At 58.7% G+C, this 6,096-nt stretch carries 8 protein-coding genes; 7 read left to right on the forward strand and 1 reads right to left on the reverse strand.

The features are described 5' to 3' along the window. The first annotated feature begins 19 nt into the window (after positions 1–19). The 5 genes from JNM42_RS09235 (at position 20) to JNM42_RS09255 (ending at position 2,848) form a co-directional block, all read left to right on the forward strand. Positions 20–706, forward strand: coding sequence for an SPOR domain-containing protein (locus tag JNM42_RS09235; protein WP_294268571.1), 687 nt, complete (start codon positions 20–22; stop codon positions 704–706). After that, a complete protein-coding gene (gene coaE / locus JNM42_RS09240) occupies positions 703–1,341 on the forward strand; it encodes a dephospho-CoA kinase (protein ID WP_294268573.1) in 639 nt (212 codons plus the stop codon). Before JNM42_RS09235 ends, coaE begins: the two co-directional genes overlap by 4 nt. Positions 1,342–1,401: 60 nt before the next feature. Continuing rightward, positions 1,402–2,157, forward strand: coding sequence for a cell division protein ZapD (gene zapD / locus JNM42_RS09245; RefSeq protein ID WP_294268576.1), 756 nt, complete (start codon positions 1,402–1,404; stop codon positions 2,155–2,157). Beyond that, positions 2,157–2,351, forward strand: coding sequence for a DNA gyrase inhibitor YacG (locus JNM42_RS09250; RefSeq protein ID WP_294268577.1), 195 nt, complete (start codon positions 2,157–2,159; stop codon positions 2,349–2,351). Before zapD ends, JNM42_RS09250 begins: the two co-directional genes overlap by 1 nt. A gap of 275 nt (positions 2,352–2,626) precedes the next feature. Then, a complete protein-coding gene (locus JNM42_RS09255) occupies positions 2,627–2,848 on the forward strand; it encodes a hypothetical protein (protein WP_294268579.1) in 222 nt (73 codons plus the stop codon). Positions 2,849–3,123: 275 nt separating this feature from the next. Here JNM42_RS09255 and JNM42_RS09260 read toward each other — a convergent pair whose 3' ends face one another. After that, positions 3,124–4,056: a cation diffusion facilitator family transporter gene (locus tag JNM42_RS09260; RefSeq protein WP_294268581.1), complete on the reverse strand. Its 933-nt coding sequence runs from the start codon at positions 4,054–4,056 to the stop codon at positions 3,124–3,126. A 380-nt stretch (positions 4,057–4,436) separates the two neighbouring features. On the opposite strand from JNM42_RS09260, the gene JNM42_RS09265 reads away from it, so the two are divergent. Together JNM42_RS09265 and JNM42_RS09270 are read left to right on the forward strand one after the other, a co-directional pair. Next, positions 4,437–5,348 carry a hypothetical protein gene (locus tag JNM42_RS09265; protein ID WP_294268583.1) on the forward strand — a complete coding sequence of 304 codons (912 nt, stop codon included), beginning with the start codon at positions 4,437–4,439 and terminating at the stop codon, positions 5,346–5,348. Positions 5,349–5,446: 98 nt separating this feature from the next. Beyond that, positions 5,447–6,096: outer membrane protein transport protein (locus JNM42_RS09270; RefSeq protein WP_294268584.1), on the forward strand; the 650-nt coding region annotated here is incomplete at its 3' end.

A 6,096-nucleotide genomic window follows, 5' to 3' on the forward strand; every position in this document is an offset into this window, starting at 1 on the left:
GCAAAGGAAAACCCGTCATATGCGCGCCTTTGTATTTCTGTTGATACTGGCCAACCTGTTCTTTCTGGCGTGGACGCACGGCTATCTCGGTTCCTCGTCCAATCCTGATTCCCTGCGTGTGCAGCAGCAACTGCTGGCCGATCAGATCCGCATTGTTGCACGCGACGAAGCGCCGGCAGAAAAGATCAAGACTGACAGTGTGGCAAAGGCTGTTGAAAACAAGACCGTACAGACCTGCATCCTGTTGAGCGATTTGCCGATTGTGGAAATTGTCCGCCTGGAAAGTCTGCTGGCTGAAAAATGGCCGGCATTCAAGGCAGAGCGCACCAAGATCGCGGGCAGTGCGAGCTACTGGGTCTTTATTCCTCCATTAGCCAGCAAGCAGGAGACCGACAATAAAGCGGCCGAGCTGAAAAGACTCGGCATTCCCGAGTTCTTTGTCGTGCAGGAGAGCGGGCCGAACAACCGGGCCATTTCACTGGGCTTGTTTTCGAGCCGGGAGGCAGCCACGGCGCATCTCGAAATCCTGCGTGCCAAGGGCGTCAAGTCCGCCCGGGTGGCCGAACGCAATCTCAAACCGCTGTCGGACTCGCTCGAAATTAACGGTCCGGTAGCGCAGACCGAAGCGCTGCGCCAGGCCCTTGCCGAAGCGCTCCCGGGAAGCAAGCCGGGAGCCTGTAACAATCAGGCGAAGACGGCGCAATGAGTTTCGTCGTTGGCCTGACCGGTGGTATTGGCAGCGGCAAGAGTACGGTGGCCGATATTTTTGCAGATCTCGGTGCGCGGGTCGTCGATACCGACGTCATCGCCCATGAACTGACTGGGTCGCAGGGCGCAGCGATACCAGAAATCGCTGAGGTGTTTGGTCATTCCGTATTGCGCGCAGAGGGGGGGCTGGATCGTGCCGCGATGCGCCGCCTGGTTTTTTCCGATCCATCGGCCAGATCACGGTTGCAGGCCATTCTGCATCCGATGATCCGCCGCGAGAGCGAGGCGCGTTGCCTTTCTGCAAGCGGGGCGCCTTATGTGCTGCTGGTGGTGCCCTTGCTCCTTGAGTCTGGCGGCTACCGGCAGCGGGTTGACCGGATTCTGGTGGTCGATTGCGACGAGGGGGTGCAGGTTACACGCGTCATGGCGCGTAGCGGCCTCACGGATGAAGAAGTCCGTGCGATCATGACCACACAGGCTTCGCGGGCTGAACGACTGGCGGCCGCCGATGACGTTCTTGAGAATACCCAAGGCCGGGAAAATCTGCGCGCACGGATTGATACCCTGCATCAGCGCTATCTTGAACTTGCCGGCGCACGACATAATGCAAATATACTTAACGCAGACCGTTGAGATTTTGCTGCAAATGCCTCAGAATGATCTCAATTTTTCGTTTTCTGACCTGGCGGCGGCGTGATTACATACGAATATCCTTTCAATGAGCGCATACGCACGCTGTTACGCCTTGAGGATTTGTTCGACAAGGCGATCTACTTTGTAGAGCAGGAGGGGCCGCGCGAACATCACGTTGTTCTGCTGGCACTGTTCGAGATTCTGGAGGTCGCCGGTCGTGCCGACCTCAAGATGGATCTGATTCAGGAGCTTGAACGCCAACGCCAGTCCCTGCTGGTCTTTCGCAATAATCCGGAGATATCCGAAGAGGCACTTTCCGGTGCACTCTACGAAATTGAACAGTCCTCAGCGGCGATGCTCGGTATGACCGGCAAGATTGGGCAGTATCTCCGTGATAACGACTGGCTGATGGGGATCAAGAGTCGTGCGGCCATCCCGGGCGGTGTTTGCGAATTCGATTTGCCCTCTTACCACTACTGGCAGCACCAGACACCCGATGCACGTCGCGAGGCGCTACTCGCATGGCTCCGGCCATTCATGCCATTGCGTAGCGGATTGGCTATCGTTCTCAGGCTGTTGCGCAGCAGCGGACGTATGGAGCATAAGGTCGCCGAAGGCGGCTCTTTCCAGTTGATGCTGGGTGGAATCAATGCTCAGATGGTGCGCGTTTCACTCAGCAAGCCGGTGGCGTTTGTTCCGGAAATCAGCGCCAACAAGTATGCGCTGAATATCCGTTTTACCTGTCCCGACTACGATCATCGATCGCCTCAAGCCGAGACGGATGTAGCATTTGACATGCTCTTCTGCACGCTTTGATGTCAATGGGTTTAACCATCGTGCGCTGCCCGCAATGTGGCGGCGAGTCGGAATGGAGTGTAGCCAACCCCTTTCGTCCGTTCTGTTCGGAGCGCTGCAAACTGATTGATCTCGGCGCCTGGGCGTCCGAAGCCTACCGGGTGCCGGTACTGGAAACGAGTGATCGGCTTTCCGCACCCCCTCCCGTCGAATAGTTCATCATGCGTTGCCTGCCGTTGGTTAACCAGGCGCAGTGAACAAAAAGTCGCCCCGTAGCGAATCCCCATGCTGAAACTCTGTGTGCTTGCGTAACAAGGAAATGACATGGGATGAGGAGCGGCTGTGGCGCACTTTTACGATGCTGACCGATCTGGAGAACGTGTTTCGTAGCCTGAAGAGCGAACTGTGCTTGCTCCCGGTATTTCATCAGTAGGAGGGTCGCTCGGATGGGCATCTGTTTATCACCGTACTGGTGTATCAGTGCGTGCAGGTGCTGCGCACACAACTGAAGAAGGCCGGGATCAATGAGTCCTGGGCGACCCTGAGAAAGACGCTTTCGGTTCAGCTTCGGGTGACAAGCAGTCTGCGGCGCAAGGACGGGCGCGCAATACATGTGCGCAAGAGTACGGTGGCCGAATCCGCGTTGATGGCAATCTATCAGGCGCTGACCATCAACCCGACGCCGGGAGGAACAAAAAAACTGATCTGCTGATCATGATATTACGAGCAAAACTGGGGGCAGAAACACCAGCACGCGTTAATAGCATGATTTGTATAGAAGATTTTTGGTGGTTGTTAAATTTCTGTTATGCCTTCGACATCTGAGGAGTCGCGTCGTCCTGGCGCAAGCCGGGATCCATTAGCGGGGAAGCCATTGTGGACACCGACCTACGCCGGTGTGACCAGCTTTGGCGAATAGTCGGTCGATGGGTTCAAGCCAGTGCCATTGGCCCCTGGACCTTTTGCTACGTATCGAGCGGTGTTACCTCAACTCCAGCGCGGGTCGGCGGTAAACAGGATGCTGAGCCAGGCCTGCTCGAGCGGCAGGCCGATCACGTCCCAGATTCGGGCGCGCAACTCGTCGAGTTCGGGAACGCCGCGTGGCTTGAAGTCGGGCCCGACCACCAAGTTGATCTCGATGAAGTGGATGCGCCCGGTCTTGGCAATGTGCGCGCTGTACTCGGCGATATCGTGTTCGGCCCGGATCTGTTGCATCACTTCTTCAACGCGCTGCACGATCTCGTTGTCGGGACTGGTAATGAGCAGCACCTCGCGCAGGTTGCTGTGCAGGATCTTCAGCGGCAGCGGAATCAGCAATAGCGCCATCAGCGCCAGTACCGCGCTGTCGGCGTAGCGCGCCCACCAGCCGCGATAGGGTTCGGGCAACACCCAGACCATGGCGAAACCAAGCAGCGTGACGAGGCTGAAACCCATACTGATCATCCACTCGCGCGCGTCGTTGCGGATCAGTTGCGAGCAGGTGCGTTTCGCCACGCGCTTCTCGTAGATCCATACGAGGGCGCAGACGACGGCGCTGACCAGGCTGTAGAGCACCACGCTGAGCGCGTCCACCTCATTGCCGCCGGTGCGCAGGCCTTCGAGACCGTTGCACAGGGCATAGAGCAGGACGACCAGCAGGATCAGATTGTTGAAGCTGTTGACCAGCGGCTCGATGTGCGCATAGCCATACTGGAAGCGCCGGTCGGCCGGTTTCTCGACGACCCGCGCGGCCAGCAGATAGAGGCCTGAGCCGACCAGGCTGGTCAGCGCATAGAAGCCGTCGAGCATGACCGCCTCGGAGCCGATGTAGAGACCGTAGCCAATGCCGGCGATCGCCAGGCCGATGATCGTGAACAGCGACAATCGCAGCGTGCGCTGCTCAAGCCGGTTGGACTGCTGCCTGGAAAGTTTGCGGTACATGAGCAGAAGAAAGGGGTTGGGTCGGCGGATTGTACTTCAAGTGGCTGAGTGTTCCGGTTCCCCAGAGGGAAGTCAAACCGGATTTGCAGGGTAAATTTGTTCTAACAGTCCTCCGTGGCCCGAGGCCGGGCTTCGCGCTCATTCCGGCGCAAGCCGGAATCCAGAGTCGTTTATCTGATAAAGATGTAAATAGAACAGTTTGATCAACGAACTGATTCCTGGTCAAGCCCGGAATGACGGCGGCGATGTGCCCTGCAGGATTGTCGCATTGATGCAACAGCATAATTTGGACAATGCGGGTACGACGTGAATCTCGACTCGCTTGCACGCTGGTCAACGTTATCATTCAGGCCGTCTGACACATAGCGAAGGAGATCCTGATGAATTCAAATTTATGGCGCGTTCCGACCCTGATGGCGCTTGCCACGCTGTTGCTGGTCGCGGGTTCTGTGCACGGTGACGAAACGAGTAACTGGCAAGGATTCGTATCGCTCACGCCGGTCTACCAGGGCAGCGCCGACCTCGACCATGGGGGTGATTTCAGCGTTGGCGGCGCGATCCTGCGCGGTGGGGTTTCCAAAGACCTTGGCGGAGGCAATCGTGCGGGGGTCACACTCACCTACGACTACCTCGACTATTCGTTCTCCAACACGGGCGCTTTCGGCCGGGTAGCGCCGTGGGACGTTGTTCAGCGTTACGGCGTGTCGGTACCGCTCTCGTTTGCGGTGGGAGACGGCTGGAGCGTTGGCGTCTCGCCCTCGGTAGACTGGTTCAAGGAAAATGGGGCGAACACCGGCGATTCGCTTACGTGGGGCGCCACGGTCTCCGGAACCAGGCGCTTCGAGGATGGCAATCGTCTCGGCCTTGGCGTCGGCGTGTTCTCGCAGATCGAGAAGACCAGCGTCTTTCCTTTCCTGATCGTCGATTGGCGCCTCAATGACCGCTGGCGCCTGATCAACCCCCTCGCCAGCGGCCCGACCGGCCCGGCCGGCCTCGAACTTGACTACCGCTTCGATGGTGGCTGGACGGCCGGTGTCGGCGCCTCCTACCGGGTCCTGCGTTTTCGCCTGAGCGATAGCGGCCCGGTGCGTAACGGCGTCGGCCAGGAGAGCGGCGTGCCGGTGTTTCTGCGCGTGACGCGTAACTTCACCGACCAGATGGCGCTGCACCTCTATGGCGGCGTCGTGGCCGGCGGCAAGATGCGCGTTGAAACCTCGTCCGGCAACAAGCTGCGCGAGGAGGACTTCGACCCGGCGCCGCTCTTCGGCGCGACTTTCATCGGACGCTTCTGAGAAGCGTGCCCGAAGCCGTTATTCGATTTGTTTAATTTGTTGGACAGCGACCCTCGTCGGTTGCTGGCCGGCGACGAAAGTTGAGCAAAGGAGTATCAATGAATCTTTTTCCCTCCAGCACGCGAACAAACCATGCCTTGCTTGCCGCCATGGCCCTCTCTTTTGGCGCGCTTGCCAGCGGCAACGCCATCGCCGGTGGCATAATCGTTTATGAAGTCGGCACCGAGGACGTCGGCCTCGCCGCCGCCGGCTACGCCGCGCGCGCGCAGGATGCGACCACGGTATTGACCAATCCGGCGGGCATGGTGCGACTTGACGGCACCCAGGTTCAGCTCGGCACGCAGTTGCTCTACAGCGACATGAAGTTCTCCAACAGCGGCGCCAGCTCGCCCAGACTTGGCAATGTCAGCAGCGGTAAGGTCATCGGCGACAACGGCTGGTTTCCTGGCGGCGGACTGTTCCTCAGCTACAGCGTCTCGCCCGATTTGAAACTCGGCCTGGCCGCGACCAGCACTTTCGGTTCGGTGCTCGACTATAACGACAACTGGGCCGGTCGCTACTACGTTCAGCAAGCGACCCTGATCGGTGCTTCGCTGCTGCCTTCGATCGCCTTGCGCGTCACTGACAAGCTCTCGCTTGGCGCCAGCGTCAATGCGATGTACGGATACCTGAAGAACGAGACAGGAATAAACAACATCTTCGGCGCCGACGGCAAGCTCAGCATGAGTGACGGCACGTGGGGCTGGGG

This window comes from Propionivibrio sp., assembly GCF_016790145.1.
Lineage (GTDB): Bacteria > Pseudomonadota > Gammaproteobacteria > Burkholderiales > Rhodocyclaceae > Propionivibrio.

Coding starts and splice junctions, on each gene's coding strand:
- JNM42_RS09235 (WP_294268571.1), top strand. CDS start 20: ATGCGCGCCTTTGTATTTCTGTTGATACTGGCCAACCTGTTCTTTCTG.
- coaE (WP_294268573.1), top strand. CDS start 703: ATGAGTTTCGTCGTTGGCCTGACCGGTGGTATTGGCAGCGGCAAGAGT.
- JNM42_RS09250 (WP_294268577.1), top strand. CDS start 2,157: ATGTCAATGGGTTTAACCATCGTGCGCTGCCCGCAATGTGGCGGCGAG.
- JNM42_RS09260 (WP_294268581.1), bottom strand. CDS start 4,056: ATGTACCGCAAACTTTCCAGGCAGCAGTCCAACCGGCTTGAGCAGCGC.
- JNM42_RS09265 (WP_294268583.1), top strand. CDS start 4,437: ATGAATTCAAATTTATGGCGCGTTCCGACCCTGATGGCGCTTGCCACG.